The following is an 18,226-nucleotide window of genomic DNA, read 5'->3' as shown; positions in this document are numbered from 1 at the left end:
AGGGCAGCGGTGGTTCAGGCGGGGCGGAGCCAGAGGGCGCCGAGCGGGGGGACGCGCAGCGCCACCGAGGCGGGTTGGCCGTGCCAGGGGACCGGCTCGGCGTGCACGGTGCCGAGGTTGCCCACCCCGGAGCCGCCGTAGTGGTGGGCATCCGTGTTGAGCACCTCGGCCCAGGCCCCGGCGGCCGGCAGGCCGATGCGGTAGTCCTCCAGGGGCAGGGCGGAGAAGTTGGCCACACAGACCAGGGTGACGCCGTCGGGGGCGATCCGGACGAACGAGATGGTGTTGTTGGCGACGTCGTCCCCGGCCAGCCAGCGGAAACCGGCGGGGGAGGTGTCCTGCGCCCACAGGGCGGGGGTGTCCCGGTAGACCCGGTTGAGGTCGCCGACCAGGCGTTGCACCCCGGCCCGGGCCGGGTCGTGCAGCAGGTACCAGTCGAGGCCGCGTTCCTCGCTCCACTCCCGGTCGTCGGCCAGCTCGCAGCCCATGAACAGCAGTTGCTTGCCCGGGTGCGCCCACATGTAGGCCAGCAGCACCCGGACGTTGGCCAGTCGTTGCCACTGGTCGCCGGGCATCTTGCTCAGCAGGGAACCCTTGCCGTGCACCACCTCGTCGTGGCTGATCGGCAGCACGTAGTTCTCGCTCCAGGCGTACGCCAGGGAGAAGGTGAGCTGATGGTGGTGATGCTGCCGGTAGATCGGGTCCTTGGAGGTGTAGAGCAGGGTGTCGTGCATCCAGCCCATGTTCCATTTGAACCCGAAACCCAGCCCGCCCTCACTGGTCGGTCGGGTCACCCCGGGCCAGGCGGTGGACTCCTCGGCGATCATCACCACCCCGGGGTGGTGCTTGTAGACGGTCGCGTTGGTCTCCTGCATGAAGGCGATGGCCTCCAGGTTCTCCCGGCCGCCGTACTGGTTGGGCACCCACTGTCCGTCGGGGCGGGAGTAGTCCAGGTAGAGCATCGAGGCGACCGCGTCCACCCGCAGCCCGTCGATGTGGAACTCCTCCAGCCAGTAGAGGGCGTTGGCGACCAGGAAGTTGCGCACCTCCCGGCGGCCGAAGTCGAAGACGTAGGTGCCCCAGTCCGGGTGCTCCCCCCGGCGCGGGTCGGGGTGCTCGTACAGGGGGGTGCCGTCGAAGCGGGCCAGGGCCCACTCGTCCTTGGGGAAGTGGGCCGGCACCCAGTCCAGGATCACCCCGATGCCGGCGGCGTGCAGCCGGTCCACCAGGTGACGGAAGTCGTCCGGGTCACCGAAGCGGGAGGTCGGGGCGAAGTATCCGGTGACCTGGTAGCCCCAGGAGCCGCCGAAGGGATGCTCCATCACCGGCAGGAACTCCACATGGGTGAAGCCCAACTCCGTCACGTACCCGGCCAACTGCTCGGCCAGTTCCCGGTAGCCGAGGCCGGGACGCCAGGAGCCGAGGTGCACCTCGTACACGCTCATCGGTTCCTGGTGGGGCTGGCGGGTCGCCCGCCGCGCCAGCCAGTCCGCGTCGCCCCACTCGTACGTCGAACGGTGCACCACCGAGGCGGTGGCCGGCGGCACCTCGGCGTACCCGGCCAGGGGGTCGGCCTTGTCCCGCCAGTGACCGTCGGCGCCGAGGATCCGGTACTTGTACCGGGCCCCCACCTGCACCCCGGGTACGAAGATCTCCCATACCCCGGCGGAGCCCAGGGACCGCATCGGCCATCCGTCGTCGGGTGCCCAGCCGGTGAAGTCGCCGACCACCCGCACCCCCCGGGCGTTGGGGGCCCAGACCGCGAAGGCCACCCCGCCGTCGAGGACGCGGGCGCCGAGGGCCTCCCAGAGCCGCTCGTGTCGCCCCTCGCCGATCAGGTGCAGGTCCAGCTCACCCAGGGTCGGCAGGTGGCGGTACGGGTCGTCGTGCGGCTGCCCGTCCCACTCGATGCGGTAGTCGAGCACCTCGCCGGGCATGGTCGCCTCGAAGACCCCGGCCTCGTGTACCCGGGTCATCGGGTACCGCTGCTCACCCACCAGCAGGCACAGCTCGGTTGCGCCCCGCCGCAGGGTGCGGATCACCGTACGACCGTCGCCCGGGTGTGCCCCGAGCACGGCGTGCGGGTCGTGGGTCTCCCCGGAGATCAGCTGGTCCATCGGGCGTCGTCCTTCGTCGCGGAGGCGGTGCCGCCACTCAGACCGGCGGCAGTGGCGGGCACGGTGGTGGTGATCGGCGCGGGGGTGGCGGTGGCCGCCGGAGCCGGGGAGGGCGCGGCGGCGTCGGTAGGGCGCAGGGTGAACACATGGGCGGGTTGCAGGTACGGATCCAGCCGGACCGCGTTGCGCTGCCCCCAGTCGTAGTGGGCCCCGGTCAGCTCGTCGTGCACCATGAACCGGTCGTGCCAGTCCAGGCCCAGGGCCGGCATGTCCAGGGTGGTGTTGCCCCACTGCACGGTGTGCGAGTCGAAGGAGCAGACCACCAGCACGGTGTTGCCGGTGCTCGGGTCGCGTTTGGACCAGCACAGCAACGCCGGGTTGTCGATGTCGTGGAAGACCAGGTTGCGCAGTCGGTGCAGGGCCGGGTTCTCCCGGCGGACCCGGTTCAGGGTGGCGATGAACGGGGCCAGGGAGCGTCCCTGCGCCTGGGCCTGCGCCCAGTCCCGGGGGCGCAGCTCGTACTTCTCGTTGTCCAGGTACTCCTCGGCGCCGGGGCGGGCGACATGCTCGAACAGCTCGAAGCCGGCGTACATGCCCCAGGAGGGGGAGAGCAGGGCGGCCAGCACCGCCCGGATCTTGAACATCGGGGGCCCGCCGTGCTGGAGGCTCTCGGGCAGGATGTCCGGGGTGTTCGGCCAGAAGTTCGGCCGCATGTAATCGGCCGCCGCCACCAGCTCCGCGCAGTACTCCCGCATGTCGGCGGGCGAGGTCCGCCAGGTGAAGTACGTGTACGACTGGGTGAAGCCGACCTTGGCCAGCCCGTGCATCATCGCCGGTCGGGTGAACGCCTCGGCCAGGAAGAGCACCTCCGGGTCGGTCCGCTTGACCTCCCAGATCAGCCAGTGCCAGAAGTCGACCGGCTTGGTGTGCGGGTTGTCCACCCGGAAGATCTTCACCCCCTCGCCGACCCAGTGCCGCACCACCCGCAGGATCTCCGCCCGGATGCCCTCGGGATCGTTGTCGAAGTTCAGCGGGTAGATGTCCTGGTACTTCTTCGGCGGGTTCTCCGCGTACGCGATGCTGCCGTCGGCGCGGGTGGTGAACCATTCCGGGTGCTCGGTCACCCAGGGGTGGTCCGGCGCGCACTGCAACGCCAGGTCCATCGCCACCTCCAGGCCGTGTTCGGCGGCGGCGGCCACGAAGTCGCGGAAGTCCTGCGGGGTACCCAGGTCGGGGTGGATGGCGTCGTGGCCGCCCTCGGCGGCCCCGATGGCCCACGGCGAACCCACATCCTCCGGCCCGGCGACCAGGCTGTTGTTCGGGCCCTTGCGGTTGACCCGGCCGATCGGGTGGATCGGCGGCAGGTACAGCACGTCGAAGCCCATCGCGGCCACCCCGGGCAGCCGCTCGGTGGCGGTGGCGAAGGTCCCGGAACGGGCCGGCGTCTCGGCCGTGGCCAGGACCGCCCCCTCCGAGCGGGGGAAGAACTCGTACCAGGCGGAGTACAGGGCCCGCTCCCGGTCCACCCAGATGCGGTACGCCTCGCCGGTGGTGACCAGCTCCCGCACCGGGTGCGCCCAGAGCAGTTCGGCCAGGTCGAGGGCCGGGCCGACCCGGTCCTTCAGCGGCAGATCGGTGTCGCGCAGCGCGGCCACGGCCCGTTCGAGTCGGGCCTGCTCGGCCTTGGGCACCGCTGCGGCACCCAGCACGCGTACCCCCTCGGCCAGGTCGTTGGCCAGGTCTTCCGCGCCCTGACCGGCGGCGATCTTCTTGGTCACCGCGTTGTGCCAGGTCAGGTACGGGTCGCTGAACGCCTCCACGGTGAAGACCCACTCCCCGACCGCGTCCGGGGTGATGGTGGCGTGCCAACGGTCCTGACCGGGCGCACCGGGCCGCATCCGGGTGAACGGCTGCGCCTGCCCGTCCGGGCCCAGCCAGACCACGTTGCAGCCGAGGGCATCATGCCCCTCCCGGTACGCGGTCGCCGACACCGGCACGAGTTCACCGACCACGGCGCGGGCCGGATAACGCCCGCAGGAGACGACGGGGGAGACGTCTTCGATCGGGAACCGTCCAGTCACCCTGTCAACCTACTGCGCGAGATCCTTTCGCGCTCGGTTGCGCACTGCTTCCGCCGCGCCGGTCAGCGCCGCGCCCGCCACGCCTTGGCGCGCCGCAGGTAGCGCAGCACCCCGACCGGGCCGGTCGAGACCGGCCAGTCGTCGGTGCGGAAGTAGGCGTCCGAGCCGCCGTCCAAGAAGATCACCGAACCGCAGAGAAAGTCGGCGGCCGGCGAGAGCATGAACGCCACCCACTCGCCGACGTCCGCCGGGTTGCCGCGCCCGCCGATCGGCACCGGCAGCCCTTCGACCGCCTCCTTCTCGCCCCGGGCCATCTGCTCCTCCAACAGCGGAGTGGAGATGATGCCGGGGGCCAGGACGTTCACCCGGATGCCGGCACCGGCCCACTCCGGCGAGATCGCGGCGCGGCGCGCCCACCGGGTCACCGCCAGCTTCGAACTCGCGTACGCGAACGGCGCCGAGCGCTTGCCGAAGCGTCCCACCACGCGCAGCGCCCGGGCGGCGTCGCGGTCGAGCAGGGCCCGCACGGCGCGCTCCGGCACCATCGGGGTGAGCGTGACGGAGTTCGAGCCGAACACCACGACCTTGCTGTTGCCGGCGGCGGCCAGGGTCGGTCGCCACGCCTCGAGCAGCTCCACCACGCCGAAGAAGTTGACCTGCTGCACGATCCGGTCCCGGCCGGGGATGCCGCCGAGCCCGGCAGCGCAGACCGCCCCGTCGAGCCGCCCTCCGGCGCGCTCCAGCACCTCGGTGGCCGCGTTCGCGCGCCCGGTCGGCGTGGAGAGGTCGGCGATCACCTCCACGTCCCGCAGGTCCACGCCGACGACGGTGTGCCCGTCGCGCCGCAGCCGCTCGGCGGACGCCCGGCCCATGCCCGAGGCCGCGCCGGTCACCACGTACGTACCCATGTCGGTTCCTCTCCGCTACGCCGACGGCCGGCCCCTTGCCGGATGCTGGCACGCCGGGCGACCCCGGGTGCGACGATCCCGACAAAAGCCGTGCCTATTCCGCCATCAGGCGGCCCGGGCCTGGTCGGCGGCGGGGAGCTTGCCCGCCGCGTGCCGCCCGACGATGTAGCCGTAGACCAGGCCCTGGCCGATGGTCGCCCCGGCCCCCGGGTAGGTGCGGCCGAAGGCGTTGGCGGCGGCGTTGCCGATGGCGTACAGCCCGGGGACCGGGGTCCCCGCGTCGGACAGCGCCCGGCCGAGGCCGTCGGCCCGGATCCCGCCGCAGGTGCCGAGATCGGACAGGACGACCCGGACGGCGTACAGGGTGCCGGCCAGGGGCCGCAGGTTCGGGTTCGGCGTCACCGTGGGGTCGCCGTAGTAGCGGTCGTACGCGCTGGCGCCGCGCGCGAAGTCGTCGTCGACCCCGGCGGCGGCGAACCGGTTGAACCGCGCCAGGGTGGCGTTCAGCGCGTCGGCGTCCACGCCCATCGACCGGGCGAGGTCACCCGGGGTGCCCGCGCGGTGCGCGATGCCCGCCGCGTACCAGGACTTCGGCAGCGGGGCGCGGGGGAACTGCGTGCCGGCGAAGACGTAGCTGTTGCGGTACCGCTTGTCGAAGACCAGCCACATGGTCGGCAGTGCCCCGCCTTCGCGGGCGAGGCCGAGCACCCGCTGCCCGAACGTCATGTAGTCGCAGGACTCGTTGACGAACCGGCGGCCCGTGCCGTCCACCATGAGCGACCCGGGCAGGGAACGCTCGGCGAGGAGCACCGACGGCGCGGCGTCGCCGACCGGGGCGACGGCGGGGAACCACCACGCCTGCTCCATCAGGTCGGTGCCGGCGCCCGCCTCCTGGGCGGCGCGGATCCCGTCGCCGGTGTTGCTGTCCGCGCCGAGGCTCCAGCCGCCCAGGTCGCGGTGGTGGTGGGCGTGCCGCAGCGGCAGGTCGTGGTCGAAGCCGCCGGTGGCGAGCACGACACCCCGCTCGGCCCGTACGGCGAAGGTCGTCTCCCCGTGGCGCAGCTCGGCGCCGACGACCCGGTCCCCCTCGACCAGGAGCCGCTCCAGCGCCGTCTCGGTCCAGACCGGGATGCCGGCGCGGCGGACGCCGGCGAAGAGGCCGGCGGCGATGGCCTGGCCGCCGGCGGCGTATTCCCGCCCGACCGCGAGGCCGCCGAGGCCCTGGGCGAGGCGGGTCACGATGCGGGGCAGCGCGCGAACCGGGGTCTTCGCCATCAGGTTGAGCCACTTGTAGTCCGCGCCGGTGACCGGCATGGGCACGGGCGCGGAGAGGACGGCGGGACGCAGCCGCGCCCGGTCGGCACCGAGGAGCTTCAGGTCGAGCGGACGGCACTCGCAGCTACGGCCGACGGCGGTGCCGCCGGGCAGCTCCGGGTGGTAGTCGGAGTAGCCGCGCGCCCAGAGGAAGCGCATCGGGGTGGTCCGGGTGAGCATCTCGACCGTGGCGGTGCCGTGCTCGAGGAAGCTGCGCCAGCGCTGTTCGGGCGCGGAGCCGTCCACGACGGCCTCCAGGTACGCCGCGCCGCGCTCGGGCGTGTCCCCGGAGCCCTCGGCGGCCAGCACGGGATTGGCCGGGATCCAGAAGGCGCCGCCGGAGCGCGCCGTGGAGCCGCCGACCCAGCGCGACTTCTCCACGACGACCACGGAGAGGCCGGCCTCGTGGGCGCTGAGCGCGGCGGCGAGGCCGGTGCCGGAGCCGATCACGACGAGGTCGACCGAGGTGGGCCGGGGCTGCCGGGGTACGGACATCGGGGAACTCCTTACTACGGGGCGACGACGGGCCGGGTACCGGCGGCGACGAGCGCCGTCGTCCCCTCGGCGTCCAGGGGGCAGTGGGTGCCGGTGAAGATGCTGGCGGCGCAGAGGTTGCAGTGGGTGCAGCGCGACCGGGTGGCGGCGTCGCGGCGGATCTTGTTGATCAGGTCCGGCTCCCTGAGCAGGGCGCGGGCCATCGCGACGTACTCGAAGCCGTCGCTCATGGCCGTACGCATCCCGTCGAGGTCGGTGACGCCGCCGAGCAGAATCAGCGGCATGGACAGCTCGCGGCGGAACTGGAGCGCGAGGTCGCGGAAGTAGAGCGGCTGGTAGGGGTAGTCGCGGAACAGGAACCGGCCGAACATCTTCATCCCGAGCCGCAGCAGCGGCGGCTGGGGCGCGGCCATCGCCGCGAGCGGGATGTCGCCCCGGAACAGGTACATCGGGTTGAGCAGCGAGGACCCACCGGTGAGCTCCAGGGCGTCCAGGTGTCCGTCGGCCTGCAACATTCGGGCGAACGGGATCGACTCGTCGAGGTCGAAACCGCCGGGCACGCCGTCGCGCATGTTCATCTTGGCGATGACGGCCATGTCGTCGCCGACGGCCTCCTTGACGGCGGCCAGGATCCGGCGCGGGAACTCGGCGCGGTTGGCCAGCGCACCGCCGAACTCGTCCCGGCGTCGGTTGAGCTTCGGCGAAAGGAACGATCCGGCGAGGTAGGTGTGGCCCAGGTGCACCTCGACGGCGTCGAAGCCCACCTCGCGCGCCGCCGCGGCGGCGCTGCCGTGGGCGGCCACGATGCGGTGGATGTCGTCGTGGCTCGCGGCGCGGTCGAAGCCCATCCCCAGGGGGTTGAACCGCGCCGACGCCGCGAGCGAGGGCAGCCCGTTCGAGCGGGGGTTGGCCACCGGACCGGCGTGCCCGATCTGGGCGCTGACCTTGGCGCCGGTGGCGTGCACCGCCTCGGTCAGCCGCCGCAGCCCGGGCAACGCCTCGGGCCGCCAGTAGACCTGGCCCCGTTCGGTGCGCCCCTCGGGCGCGACGGCGAGGTAGGCGACAGTCGTCATGCCGACGCCGCCGCGACCCACGGCGGTGTGGTACTCGATCAGGCGGTCGGTGACCAGGGCGTCCGGGGTCGCCCCCTCGAAGGTGGCGGACTTGATGACCCGGTTGCGCAGGCGCACCGGACCGAGGACGGCGGGGGCGAGCGGGTCGGGGATCGGGCGGGTGGTGGTCACGGGGCTTCCTCGGGTGTGGTGATGCGGATGTCCAGCCGACGCAGCAGGGCGTCGACGGCGTGGGCGGGCGAGCCGTCGGGGCTGCGGGCCCAGTCGTACAGCGCGGCCTGGGCCGCCTCGCGGTACGCGGTGGCGACGGCGTGGTAGATCGCCCTCGGCGCTCCCGGTCGACGCCGGGCGATCTCCCGGGCCAGGGCCTCGGTCCAGGGCGCGTAGGCGCGCGCGGAGGCTCCCGCCAGCTCGGGTTCCTCAGCGACGACCCGCATCCAGTACCCGCCCGCGCTGAGCACGAGCGCGTCGTCGGAGACGGAGGCGACCACGGCGGCGCGCAGGGCGTCCGACAGCGGGACGTCAAGGGGCAGCGTGCGGAACGTCTCGGTCAGCCGCCGGGTTGCGGCGGGCACCCCCACCCAGGCGAGGGCGGCCTTGGAGGGGAAGTACCGCATCAGGGTGCGGGCGCTGATCCCGGTGGCCGCCGAGATGTCCTCCCAGCCGGTGGCGCCGTAGCCGCGCTCCGCCCAGAGCCGCAGGGCCGCGGTGCCGACCGCCTCGGGATCGAGCACGGTGGGTCGGCCACGTCGGCGCGGGGTGGGCGGGTTCTCCGAGGCCATGCGGCAAGTGAAACACTTTTTGGCGCGGTGCGCCAATAATCGGCCGTGGGCTGAGGCATGCCGTCGGCGGCTGGACTGTCCTTGTCAGGCGGGCGGCTCGTTAGCCACGAACGAACCCTTGCCCTGGTGCACCTCGATCCAGCCCCGCTCGTCGAGGATCCGTAACGCGAACCTGATCGGCGTCGGGCTGGCCTGGTACTGCTCGCAGAGTTGCACGATGGAGGGCAACTTCTCGCCAGGCTTCAGTGCGCCGGACTGAATCGATGCGATCACGTCGGCGATGATCTGTTCGTACACGGGTTGTCTGGGCATGGCAACGGCCTCTCGTCAGCGCGTCGAGCATGCCAGCCACTGAGGATCCGCAGGTGAGCGCCGTCGCCACCGTACCGCTGTGTCAGGCACTGCGCTGCTGTGACCGTAACGGGGCCGCGTTGCGGGCCGCCGTCGTGGCCGCCCACCGCCTCGGCCCCCTCGACCCGGCTGCCCGCTTCGGGTCGCTGCGCGGGACGCTGCTGCTTCAGGCCGCGCTGGCCGCCGCCGATCGGGCCGACGATCGCAGTGCCCGAGGGCTGGTCGACCAGGCCGTGGCGCTCGCGGATCAGGGGAGCTTCGGCGGTGAGGGTTTCGGCCCGGCGGCGGTGCAGGCGGCCCGCGTGCTCGTCGCGGCCGCGCGGGGAGACCTGCCAGTGGCGACGGTACGCCACGAACGACTGCTTGCCAGCCCAGGCTGGCGGTGGCTACCGCCCGAGCACCGGGCCGCGTACCTGCTCGACGTGGCCCGCGCGTCCGCCTCGGCCGGCGAGATGTCCCGGGCCGGCCGGGCGCTGCTGGAGGCGGAACGCACCGCGCGCAGTGAGGTGCGCGACCGCCCGGCTGCCCGGGAGCTGGTGGCCGCCGTGGCCCGGTCCACCGCCGCACCCGCTGCCCTGACCCGCCTCGCGGCCACCCTCCACGTCGCCCGATGACCCAGAGCGGCTCTCGAGGGTGGACCGGCTGGGGCCGGACACCTCGCCTCAAGACGTATCCGTGCCAAGCAGACCGAGCACATGTCTACCGATGAACTCATGGAATTGCTGCGTGGCGAGTGGCCGCCCGCGGTCGCACACCGATCCGCCCCGTGACGGCGAGCGTTTATGGGACCGGGCCGGCGGCTTGCCGATGTCGATCCGGTTCTGCGCGCGCGTCTCTTCGCGGCCTGGGGGTGGAGGTAGTGGGAAGTGTGCCTATCGAGCTGGAGGCGGAAACGGCTCACGGCGGACGAGCCGGGGAACGGTGACGGTCCCGCCGAGGTGACGGCGTGAACGGTTCAGCTCGATAGGGACAGGAGGGGCAGGGTGGTCGCCACCCGCCCCTCCCCGAGCCTGGAAACCCGAGTAGCCGCAACCCCCCGACCAGCCCGAATGCCCCGAGACGCCGCATGCCGGCGACAGCTCACGGGACCCAGAGATGGCGACATGCGGCAACCCGTGCCGCGCACCCCGTACCGGCGCAGCGCCGCCACAGCCGGCGTACCGACAGAACTCTGGGCGAGCGTTAAAAGGGGGCCCCTCCTCTACCCGAGGCGTTAACAGGGTGCCCTTCCTTACCTCAGTGAGCGGTAGAGGTTGAGGGTGCGGGCGGCGATCGCGTCCCAGGAGAAGTGCTCGACCGCCCGGCGGCGGCCGGCCCGGCCAAGCGCGGCGGCGCGGTCGGGAGAAGCCAGCAGCTCGTTGAGCCGGGCCGCCAGGTCGGCCTCGAAGCGGGCCGGGTCGGCGGGCGTGCCGTCCAGACCGGTCTGCTCGATCGGGACCAGCAGGCCGGTCTCGCCGTCGGCGACCACCTCGGGGATGCCGCCGGTGGCCGTGGCCACCACCGCGGTTTCGCAGGCCATCGCCTCCAGGTTGACGATGCCCATCGGCTCGTACACCGAGGGGCAGACGAAGATGGTGGCGTGGGTGAGCACCTGGATCACCTCGGGCTTGGGCAGCATCTCGGCCACCCAGATCACCCCGGAGCGGCCCGCCCGCAGCTCGGCTACCAGGCCCTCCACCTCGGCGGCGAGCTCCGGGGTGTCCGGTGCCCCGGCCAGCAGCACGAGCTGGGTGTCCGGGGGCAGGTCACGGGCGGCGCGCAGCAGGTGCGGCAGGCCCTTCTGCCGGGTGATCCGCCCGACGTAGACCACGCTGGGCAGGGCCGGGTCGATGCCGAGTCGGGCCAGCACGTCCGTGCCCGGATCGGGGGCGTACTGCGCGGTGTCGATGCCGTTGTAGATCACGTGCACCCGGTCCGGGTCCACCGAGGGGTACGCGGTCAGCACGTCCCGGCGCATCCCCGCGCTGACCGCCACGATCGCGTCGGCCGACTCGTAGGCGGTGCGTTCGCACCAGGAGGAGAGGGCGTACCCGCCGCCGAGCTGCTCGGCCTTCCACGGTCGCAGCGGCTCCAGGCTGTGCGCGGTCACCACGTGCGGCACCCCGTACAGCAGCTTCGCGGTGTGCCCGGCCAGGTTGGCGTACCAGGTGTGGCTGTGCACCACGTCCGCGCCGGCACACCCGGCCGCCATCTCCAGGTCCACCCCCATGGTCCGCAGGGCCGGGTTCGCGCCGGCCAGGCCCGCCGGTTCGGGGTACGCCCGCACTCCCGGCTCGGTACGCGGCGCGCCGAAGCAGTGCACCCGGACCTCGGTCAGCCGGCGCAGCTCCCGGGCCAGGTACTCGACATGCACCCCGGCGCCCCCGTAGACCTCCGGTGGGTACTCCCGGGTGAGCAGGTCGACGCGCAGCGGGATGGAGTCGGTCATGCCCGGCACCCTAGTGCAGAAGTGTGGCCGTACAAGTGGTGAAGCGGCACCGGGATGGATAGCGTCTGGTCATGGCTGAGAAGGTGCTCGCGATCGTCCTGGCCGGCGGAGAGGGCAAGCGCCTGATGCCGCTCACCACGGATCGGGCCAAGCCGGCCGTCCCGTTCGGCGGGATGTACCGCATGGTCGACTTCGTCCTCTCCAACCTGGCCAACGCCGGGTACCTCAAGATCGTCGTGCTGACCCAGTACAAGTCCCACTCCCTGGACCGGCACATCACCAAGACCTGGCGGATGTCGACCCTGCTCGGCAACTACGTCACCCCGGTGCCCGCGCAGCAGCGCCGGGGCCCCTGGTGGTTCTCCGGCTCGGCGGACGCGATCTACCAGAGCTTCAACTTGATCTACGACGAGCAGCCCGACTACGTGATCGTCTTCGGAGCCGACCACATCTACCGGATGGATCCCCGGCAGATGGTGGAGGAGCACATCGCCTCCGGGGCCGCCGTGACCGTGGCCGGCATCCGGCAGCCGCTGTCCACGGCCGACCAGTTCGGGGTCATCGAGGTGGCCGAGGACGGCCGGCGGATCCGGGCCTTCCGGGAGAAGCCCACCGACGCGGTGGGGCTGCCGGACGCCCCCGACGAGATCTACGCCTCGATGGGCAACTACGTCTTCACCACCCGGGCCCTGGTCGAGGCGGTCGAGCGGGACGCCGAGGACCGCTCCAGCAAGCACGACATGGGCGGCAGCATCATCCCGATGCTCGTCGAGCGCGGTGAGGCCAACGTCTACGACTTCCGTGACAACGAGGTGCCCGGCAGCACCGACCGGGACCGGGGCTACTGGCGGGACGTGGGGACCCTGGACTCCTTCTACGACGCCCACATGGATCTGATCAACGTGCACCCGGTGTTCAACCTCTACAACTTCGACTGGCCGATCTACACCGAGCAGCCGCCGTACCCGCCGGCCAAGTTCGTGCACCAGTGGGGGGAGCGGGTCGGTCGGGCGGTCGCCTCGATGGTCTCCCCCGGGGCGGTGATCTCCGGCTCACTGGTGGAGAACTCGATCGTCTCGCCGAAGGTGAAGGTGCACTCCTGGGCCCATGTGGACGGCTCGGTGTTGATGGAGGGGGTGGAGATCGGTCGGCACGCGGTGGTGCGTCGGGCCATTCTGGACAAGAATGTCCACGTTCCCGAGGGCGCCGAGATCGGTGTCGATCTGGAACGCGACCGACAGCGCTACACCGTCTCCGACAACGGCATCGTGGTCATCGGCAAAGGACAGAAGGTGGAACCGTGAGTGGTGGTACTCACCCCCGGGCCGGGCAGCCGGCTCAGCCTGCCGACTTGGTCGACGTGCCGCGGCTGGTGACCGCCTACTACGCCGAGCATCCGGACCCGGCCGACCCGGCTCAGCAGGTTTCCTTCGGCACCTCGGGGCACCGTGGGTCGAGCCTGCGCAACGCCTTCAACTCCGACCACATCCTCGCCGTCACCCAGGCGCTCTGCGACTACCGGCGGGAGCAGGGCATCGACGGGCCACTGTTCCTCGGCCGGGACACCCACGCGCTCTCCGCGCCCGCCGCCGTGGACGCGTTGGAGGTGCTCGCCGGCAACGGGGTCACCGTGCTGCTGGACAGCCGCGACGGCTACACCCCCACCCCCGCGGTGTCGCACGCGATCCTCACCCACAACCGGGGCCGCACCGCCGGGCTCGCCGACGGCATCGTGATCACCCCGTCGCACAACCCGCCGGACGACGGGGGATTCAAGTACAACCCCACCCATGGCGGCCCGGCCGACTCCGACGTCACGAAGTGGATCCAGGACCGGGCTAACGCGATCCTCGCTGCCGGGCTCCAGCAGGTGCGCCGCGTCCCGTACGCGCGGGCCCGCACCGTCGACACCACCGGCACGTACGACTTCCTCGGCGCGTACGTCGACGACCTGCCGGCCGTGCTCGACCTGGACGCGATCCGCGCCGCCGGGGTCCGCATCGGCGCCGACCCGCTCGGCGGGGCCAGCGTCGCCTACTGGGACGAGATCGCCGACCGGCACCGCCTCGACCTGGCCGTGGTCAATCCGATCGTCGATCCGACCTGGCGGTTCATGACCCTGGACGGGGACGGCAAGATCCGGATGGACTGCTCGTCGCCGAACGCGATGGCTTCGCTGATCGCCATGCGCGCCGACTACCAGGTCGCCACCGGCAACGACGCCGACGCCGACCGGCACGGCATCGTCACCCCCGACGCCGGGCTGATGAACCCGAACCACTATCTCGCCGTGGCCATCTCCCACCTGTTCCGTACCCGGGAGAAGTGGGGCCCGGACGCGGCGGTCGGCAAGACCCTGGTCTCCTCCTCCATGATCGACCGGGTGGCGGCCGACCTCGGGCGTCCGCTGCTGGAGGTGCCGGTCGGCTTCAAGTGGTTCGTGCCCGGGCTGCTCGACGGCACGGTCGGCTTCGGCGGGGAGGAGAGCGCCGGGGCGTCCTTCCTGCGGCGCGACGGTGGCACCTGGACCACCGACAAGGACGGCATCCTGCTCTGCCTGCTCGCCTCCGAGATCATCGCCCTGACCGGCCGCACCCCGAGTGAACACTGGGCAGAGTTGGCCGAACGCTTCGGTGCCCCCGCGTACGCTCGGATCGACGCCCCCGCCTCCCGGGAGCAGAAGGCCGTGCTCGGCAAGCTCTCTCCGGAACAGGTACGCGCCACCGAACTTGCCGGTGAACCGATCACCGCCACCATCACCACGGCACCCGGCAACGGCGCCTCGATCGGCGGGCTGAAGGTGACCACGGCCAATGGCTGGTTCGCCGCCCGTCCGTCCGGCACCGAGGACGTCTACAAGATCTACGCCGAGTCCTTCCAGGGCCCCGAACACCTGGCCCGCCTCCAGGAGGAGGCCCAGGACCTGGTCACCGAGGTGCTGAAGGCGACAGGCTGAACGGCGGGGACCCCAACAACAGGGTCCCCGCCGTATGCATCCCGTTCCGGCTCAGCGGGCGAGCGGTATGCCGGTCTTCTGGTTGAGAAGCGCGCCGGGAAGGACGCCGCAGAGCCGGGCGAGCTGGTCGATGACCTTGTCCGGCTCGTCGAACGGATCCAGTCCGCTGACCTCCAGGGGATCCAACACAGGCACTCTGACGTGCGAGATCAGCGGATGCAGCGTCCGGTGGTCGGACTCGCCGCTACCCAGCAGATCCTCGTGCAGCTTCTCGCCCGGCCGCAGACCGGTGTAAACGATCTCGACTGTGCTGGCGGCCTGTTCGACCATCCGGCGCGCGATGTCGTCGATGCGTACCGGTTCACCCATGTCCAGCACCAGGGCTTCGCCGTCCCGGCCTATGTTCGCCGCCTGAAGGACCAGATGGACGGCCTCCTGCACCGTCATCAGATACCGGGTCACGTCCGGGTGGGTGACGGTCAGCGGCTGCCCGGCCTCGATCTGTCGCTGGAAGGCGGTCACCACCGAGCCGCGGCTGCTCAGCACGTTGCCGAACCGCACGCTGAGGAAGGTGCCCGGGTAGGCCGCCGCGGCGTGCGCGGTGAGCATCTCGGTGATGCGTTTCGAGTAACCCAGCACGCTGATCGGGTCGGCGGCCTTGTCGGTGGAGATGTTCACGAACCGGGCCACGTCCCGGCAGGCGTCGAGCACGGTGAGAGTGCCCCAGACGTTGGTCTTGACAGCCTCTCCCGGGTGCCGTTCCAGCAGCGTCAGGTGCTTGAGCGCCGCAGCATGAAAGACGATCTCGGGGCGTCGTTGCCGCATGATGCGCCGGACACCCTCGTCGTCGCGCAAGTCGGCGAGGATCAGCTCGGGGCCGTCCAGCAGTGCCCGACCGGTGAGCGACATCTGGAGGCCGTGCAACGCTGACTCGTCCCGGTCCAGCATCATCAGCTCACCGGGGTTGGCCTGCATGATCTGCCGGCACAACTCGGAGCCGATCGAGCCGCCGGCGCCGGTGACCAGGACGCGCCGGCCGGCGAGCACGTTGTCGTCCAGGGTTAGATCACCGACGACCTGACGTCGGCCGAGCAGGTCACTGATCTGGACGTCCCGTACGTCCCTGACCGTGATGCGGTGATCCACCAGCTCCCGCATCGGTGGAAGGATCTTGAATGTGGCGCCCGTGCGGAGCGTGGCCTCCCGGATCTCGCGGATCAGCGTGGCGTCGGCGTTCGCCACGGAGAAGATCAGCGCGGTCGCGCCGGTGCGGTGGATGGCCTTGGCGATCTCGGCCCGGCCACCCAGGACCGAGACGCCGGCGATGCGCAGGTCCTGCTTGTCCGGGTCGTCGTCGAGGGCGCCGACGGGCAGGTAGCGGCCCTTCGGGTCGCCGAGCATCGCGCGGACGAGTCCCTGTCCGGCCTCGCCGAGGCCGAAGAGCAGCACCGGGGTCGCTGAGCGGGCGTCCGGACGCATGGCCCGGTCCCGCCGGTGCCGATGCAGCAGACGGCAGCTGAGCATCAGCAACAGTGCCAACGCCCCACCGACCACCGGGGTGCTGCCAGGCACCGGGCGTTGGTCGAACGCCAGCAGGGCGATCAGCACAACGGCAGCCGTGGTGGCGGTGGTGCCCGCGAGACCGCGGACCTCCTCGACACTGCCGAGCGGCTGCCGACCCGAATAGATCCGGCGCAGCGCGCTCAATCCGACATGCAGTACGGCGGCAGCGCCGCCGAGCATCACCGCGTTGACAGCCTGATCGATGGTGAGGATTTGTTCGTACCTTGCCCAACCGGCGACGGTGAATCCACCGACCCAGGCGAGCGCGTCGGCGACGAGAAAGACGGCGGTACGTCGGCTGCTCGCCCTGATGCGGTCGGTGGCCGTGGATTGCGTTCGCTGGACACGCTCAATTTCCCGCAGCATGTACAAACTCCCCTGTCCTGCTGTCGGTGGCCGATGATGACCTACGGCAGGTCAGGGCCACGTGCATCCCGTAACTGCTTAGCCGACGTTTGCTCTGCGGGTTCTGGGTTTCGCGTTTCTGTGGCCGGTTGTTGGTATGGTTCGTCGCTGGGGCGAAAATATTGTCGCCTCCGCCCACCGGTATTCAGGAACAGTCGAATGCCATTCATGCCAGCGGGCCGCGCGCAACCGTCGACTGGTCTTACCACGAACCTTCTTGACCCTGAGGTCGATGCCCTTGCGGGCCAGCCGCTCGGCCCGGCTACGGCTGAGCACCGTCTCGATCTCCGACGGGACACATGCCAATGCGTCGATCAGGGCGCGACGAAATCGAAGGGTTTTCAGGTCCGCTGATTCCCGCGCTACCTGTCGCCCGGGTCGGTCGTTTGTCCCGGTGTGCTCGCAGGGGGAGAGGAGAAGCTGGTGCTCGATGCGGTGGGAGCTGAGGCCAACCCGACTCGGGAACACGACCTTGAACCCTTTCGCGTCCTGGCTACCTGTGGCGGGTTCGTGCCGGGGCATCGGTATGGAGGCCCGGTGCGCTCTCTCGTCCAGATCGTGGAATCGATATCCGAGAGCATCGACCTGACCTTGGTGACGCGTGACCGCGATCTCGCCACGCCGACTCCGTATCCGGGTCTCTCTGGCCGTTGGGTCAGGCAGTCAGGAGCGCGGGTGTTCTACCTGACCGTCTCACGGGCGGGTCAATGGCGTCAGCTGCGGCGCGAGTTCCGAGATACTTCCTTCGACCTGCTGTACGTGAACAGTCTCTTCTCGATGTTCTCACTCGTGCCGATCATCGCGGCACGGCTGGGTGTGCTGAGGGTGTCGCGGATCCTCGTGGCCCCGCGGGGGGAGTTGTCGCCCGGCTCGCTCTCCCTCAAGCGGCGGAAGAAGCAGGTGTTCCTCCGGTTCTGGCTGCCGCTGCTCAGGACGCTGGGAGTCGTCTGGCATGCCACCAGTGATCGTGAGGCGGAGAGTATCCGGCGAGCGTGCCCATGGGCACAGATCGAGATCAACAGGTCGCAGGTGTCGCTGCCGTACGAACCGCTTCCGCCGGGACCGGTCGCACCCGGCCCTGCCCGGCTCGTGTTTATCAGTCGCATCAGCCCCGAGAAGAACTTGATCCTTGTACTGCGGGCGTTGCAGCAGGTCTCGACGCCGATGGATCTCGACATATACGGGCCGATGGAGAATGTCGGCTACTGGGAGAAGTGCCAGAACCTGTTCGCGCGCCTGCCGACGACGGTACAGGTGCGGTACTGCGGCGAGTTGGCTGCGGACGAGGTACGGAGCACCTTCGCCAGGTACGACGCCTTTGTCTTCCCCACGCTCGGCGAAAACTTTGGGCATGTCATCGCCGAGAGCCTTTCCGCATCCTGTCCCGTGATCTGCTCCGACCAGACGCCTTGGACGGACCTGCTGACCGCTGGTGGTGGCGCGGTCCTGAAGCGGCTCACCGCCGACGATCTCGCCGGGCAGCTCGAACGGTTCGCCGCGTTGGATCAGGTGGCTCGGGCGCACGCGCGTCGTGCAGCTGGCGACGCATACCGATCGTGGCGTCGGCGCGTTGACGGCCCGAACATCCTCGAGCAGGCTCGCCGGGCGTCATGGGTACGGCCCGGTGACCCGATCCACCCGTCGTGCTGTGGCGCTGATTCGTGAATGGGAGATAGCGGTGAACCAGCCGGTCAAGGATCGGGCCAACCTTCTTCCCATTAGGGAGGGGACGCGTCGCGTTGCGGTTGTCACC

At 70.9% G+C, this 18,226-nt stretch carries 13 protein-coding genes; 4 read left to right on the top strand and 9 right to left on the bottom strand.

Going from position 1 to position 18,226, the window contains the following annotated elements:
- Positions 1–14: 14 nt before the first annotated feature.
- The 7 genes from glgB to ACGFIK_RS16755 form a co-directional block, all read right to left on the bottom strand.
- Positions 15–2,117 (bottom strand): 1,4-alpha-glucan branching protein GlgB, encoded by a 2,103-nt coding sequence (glgB, locus tag ACGFIK_RS16785; RefSeq protein ID WP_393340088.1) that lies wholly within the window; start codon positions 2,115–2,117, stop codon positions 15–17.
- The gene (locus ACGFIK_RS16780) at positions 2,105–4,198 is read right to left on the bottom strand and encodes a maltotransferase domain-containing protein (RefSeq protein ID WP_393340085.1); all 2,094 of its coding nucleotides are present in this window, start codon (positions 4,196–4,198) and stop codon (positions 2,105–2,107) included. The genes glgB and ACGFIK_RS16780 overlap by 13 nt, the downstream gene beginning before the upstream one ends.
- Before the next feature lie 62 nt (positions 4,199–4,260).
- Entirely contained in the window at positions 4,261–5,106 is an 846-nt protein-coding gene (locus ACGFIK_RS16775; RefSeq protein WP_327026925.1) for an SDR family oxidoreductase, read from the bottom strand.
- A gap of 105 nt (positions 5,107–5,211) precedes the next feature.
- A complete protein-coding gene (locus tag ACGFIK_RS16770) occupies positions 5,212–6,915 on the bottom strand; it encodes a 3-ketosteroid-delta-1-dehydrogenase (RefSeq protein ID WP_393340082.1) in 1,704 nt (567 codons plus the stop codon).
- Positions 6,916–6,929: 14 nt separating this feature from the next.
- Positions 6,930–8,159: an NADH:flavin oxidoreductase gene (locus ACGFIK_RS16765; RefSeq protein ID WP_393340079.1), complete on the bottom strand. Its 1,230-nt coding sequence runs from the start codon at positions 8,157–8,159 to the stop codon at positions 6,930–6,932.
- Positions 8,156–8,770, bottom strand: coding sequence for a TetR family transcriptional regulator (locus ACGFIK_RS16760; protein WP_327026922.1), 615 nt, complete (start codon positions 8,768–8,770; stop codon positions 8,156–8,158). The genes ACGFIK_RS16765 and ACGFIK_RS16760 overlap by 4 nt, the downstream gene beginning before the upstream one ends.
- An 84-nt stretch (positions 8,771–8,854) precedes the next feature.
- Positions 8,855–9,082 carry a winged helix-turn-helix domain-containing protein gene (locus ACGFIK_RS16755; RefSeq protein ID WP_366649771.1) on the bottom strand — a complete coding sequence of 76 codons (228 nt, stop codon included), beginning with the start codon at positions 9,080–9,082 and terminating at the stop codon, positions 8,855–8,857.
- 53 nt (positions 9,083–9,135) lie between these two features.
- Here ACGFIK_RS16755 and ACGFIK_RS16750 point away from each other — a divergent pair, with 53 nt between their 5' ends.
- Positions 9,136–9,735, top strand: a complete 600-nt coding sequence (locus ACGFIK_RS16750) for a hypothetical protein (RefSeq protein ID WP_393340077.1) — start codon at positions 9,136–9,138, stop codon at positions 9,733–9,735.
- A gap of 617 nt (positions 9,736–10,352) precedes the next feature.
- On the opposite strand, the gene glgA is transcribed toward ACGFIK_RS16750, so the two are convergent.
- Positions 10,353–11,549, bottom strand: coding sequence for a glycogen synthase (gene glgA, locus ACGFIK_RS16745; RefSeq protein WP_393340074.1), 1,197 nt, complete (start codon positions 11,547–11,549; stop codon positions 10,353–10,355).
- Positions 11,550–11,620: 71 nt separating this feature from the next.
- On the opposite strand from glgA, the gene glgC reads away from it, so the two are divergent.
- Both glgC and pgm read left to right on the top strand, forming a co-directional pair.
- Positions 11,621–12,853: a glucose-1-phosphate adenylyltransferase gene (gene glgC / locus ACGFIK_RS16740; RefSeq protein ID WP_327026918.1), complete on the top strand. Its 1,233-nt coding sequence runs from the start codon at positions 11,621–11,623 to the stop codon at positions 12,851–12,853.
- Complete coding sequence (gene pgm / locus ACGFIK_RS16735) at positions 12,850–14,505, top strand: phosphoglucomutase (alpha-D-glucose-1,6-bisphosphate-dependent) (protein WP_393340070.1); 1,656 nt, start codon at positions 12,850–12,852, stop codon at positions 14,503–14,505. Before glgC ends, pgm begins: the two co-directional genes overlap by 4 nt.
- Before the next feature lie 51 nt (positions 14,506–14,556).
- On the opposite strand, the gene ACGFIK_RS16730 is transcribed toward pgm, so the two are convergent.
- On the bottom strand, positions 14,557–16,434 hold the full coding sequence (locus ACGFIK_RS16730; RefSeq protein WP_393340067.1) for a polysaccharide biosynthesis protein: 1,878 nt from the start codon (positions 16,432–16,434) through the stop codon (positions 14,557–14,559).
- A 714-nt stretch (positions 16,435–17,148) separates the two neighbouring features.
- Between ACGFIK_RS16730 and ACGFIK_RS16725 the strand changes: the two genes are divergently transcribed.
- Positions 17,149–18,138 (top strand): glycosyltransferase, encoded by a 990-nt coding sequence (locus tag ACGFIK_RS16725; protein ID WP_393340064.1) that lies wholly within the window; start codon positions 17,149–17,151, stop codon positions 18,136–18,138.
- Positions 18,139–18,226 lie beyond the last annotated feature (88 nt).

It is taken from the genome of Micromonospora sp. NPDC048871 (genome assembly GCF_043198155.1).
GTDB lineage: Bacteria > Actinomycetota > Actinomycetes > Mycobacteriales > Micromonosporaceae > Micromonospora.
This window is presented reverse-complemented; position numbering and strand designations above follow the sequence as displayed.

Bases quoted from the DNA above. Each gene is read 5' to 3' on its own strand.
- ACGFIK_RS16760 (WP_327026922.1), bottom strand. From the start codon at position 8,770: ATGGCCTCGGAGAACCCGCCCACCCCGCGCCGACGTGGCCGACCCACC.
- ACGFIK_RS16755 (WP_366649771.1), bottom strand. From the start codon at position 9,082: ATGCCCAGACAACCCGTGTACGAACAGATCATCGCCGACGTGATCGCA.
- ACGFIK_RS16730 (WP_393340067.1), bottom strand. From the start codon at position 16,434: ATGCTGCGGGAAATTGAGCGTGTCCAGCGAACGCAATCCACGGCCACC.
- ACGFIK_RS16770 (WP_393340082.1), bottom strand. From the start codon at position 6,915: ATGTCCGTACCCCGGCAGCCCCGGCCCACCTCGGTCGACCTCGTCGTG.
- ACGFIK_RS16775 (WP_327026925.1), bottom strand. From the start codon at position 5,106: ATGGGTACGTACGTGGTGACCGGCGCGGCCTCGGGCATGGGCCGGGCG.
- glgC (WP_327026918.1), top strand. From the start codon at position 11,621: ATGGCTGAGAAGGTGCTCGCGATCGTCCTGGCCGGCGGAGAGGGCAAG.
- glgB (WP_393340088.1), bottom strand. From the start codon at position 2,117: ATGGACCAGCTGATCTCCGGGGAGACCCACGACCCGCACGCCGTGCTC.
- glgA (WP_393340074.1), bottom strand. From the start codon at position 11,549: ATGACCGACTCCATCCCGCTGCGCGTCGACCTGCTCACCCGGGAGTAC.